Origin of the sequence: Vibrio sp. YT-15 (assembly GCF_033337445.1) — a bacterium.
Lineage (GTDB): Bacteria > Pseudomonadota > Gammaproteobacteria > Enterobacterales > Vibrionaceae > Vibrio > Vibrio alginolyticus.
In genome coordinates this window covers 1-1,119 of the sequence record NZ_JAWOQR010000141.1, presented here as the reverse complement: position 1 = coordinate 1,119, position 1,119 = coordinate 1, and the positions used below count along the sequence as shown (strand labels likewise).

Sequence of the window (1,119 nt, the reverse complement as noted above, 5' to 3'; positions counted from 1 at the left end):
CCAAAGGAATAAACACAACGTCGTAACCGATTCATCCTTAAACAAAATTTCATTAATTAGACAGCTGACTATCAAAAAACAATAATGAAAATGAATAAACCCGAATACAAATGCAAATGTCTTGGTATTACCCCGGTAAATTTTTTAACAAGCTGAATAATTTATTATTTTTCTGCATAGTAGTGAGTTTTGGACACATCATCAGCATCCATTAAAGCCCTGCTACTTTGTATGCTTTTGCTTCGCTCAGTACGACTTCAGGATTCTTTTGTTGAGAACTTCCTAACGTGTGCGCTAATCTATAAACATCCATGTTCACTTAACGGATAAGACGTTATGTTCGTTTACAAAGGCAAAGAAATAGAAACTGATGCTCAAGGCTACCTACTGGATCATACTCAGTGGGAAGAAGGCATGATTGAGCTTTTAGCAAAAGAAGAAGACATCGAACTTACTGATGCTCATTTAGAAGTTGTGCATTTTGTGCGCGATTTTTATGAAGAGTTTAATACCTCTCCAGCAGTGCGAATGCTTGTCAAAGCAATGGAAAAGGCACACGGCCCAGAAAAAGGCAACAGCAAATATTTGTTCAAGCTGTTCAAAAAAGGCCCAGCAAAACAAGCAACAAAGCTAGCAGGTTTACCTAAACCAGCTAAGTGCCTGTAATATTATAGAATTTTAAATCCGCGGAATGGTTTGTACGATACGCTCTCTCGCGTAACGCTTTCTACTGTCGCCGTCCGCGGACCTTCTTGTAACCATTCACAAAACTGGTCAATTTTCTCTTTAGGCCCACAAGCCATCACTTCTACATCGCCATTGTTCAAGTTCTTCGCGTAGCCCGTTAAACCAAGCTTTAAACCTTGGTGCGAAGTATGGTAACGAAAGCCAACCCCTTGAACGTGACCTTTAACTATAAATCTCTCACACTTTACGTTCATCTTTGTACCGCATCTGATTATTGAGTGATATATTCGTTTTGTCTTATTCACCCCACTAAGGATAGTGGGTTTTCGTATGGTTATAATAATTATGAAAGAAATTCCATTCCGCTGGATTGATAAGTATCTCATTCACTTAAAGATTCAAGAAAAGTTCTACTTGCTCTTCATTCTTCCT

General features: G+C 38.5%; 2 protein-coding genes. One reads left to right on the top strand and one right to left on the bottom strand.

The genetic code is table 11. The annotated features are described in order from the left end of the window. The first annotated feature begins 336 nt into the window (after positions 1-336). Positions 337-666, top strand: a complete 330-nt coding sequence (locus tag R7D93_RS25875; RefSeq protein WP_318129629.1) for a TusE/DsrC/DsvC family sulfur relay protein — start codon at positions 337-339, stop codon at positions 664-666. A 2-nt stretch (positions 667-668) separates the two neighbouring features. On the opposite strand, the gene yccX is transcribed toward R7D93_RS25875, so the two are convergent. After that, positions 669-941, bottom strand: a complete 273-nt coding sequence (gene yccX, locus R7D93_RS25870; RefSeq protein WP_005486991.1) for an acylphosphatase — start codon at positions 939-941, stop codon at positions 669-671. Between the last annotated feature and the right edge of the window lie 178 nt (positions 942-1,119).

Coding starts and splice junctions, on each gene's coding strand:
- R7D93_RS25875 (WP_318129629.1), top strand. CDS start 337: ATGTTCGTTTACAAAGGCAAAGAAATAGAAACTGATGCTCAAGGCTAC.
- yccX (WP_005486991.1), bottom strand. CDS start 941: ATGAACGTAAAGTGTGAGAGATTTATAGTTAAAGGTCACGTTCAAGGG.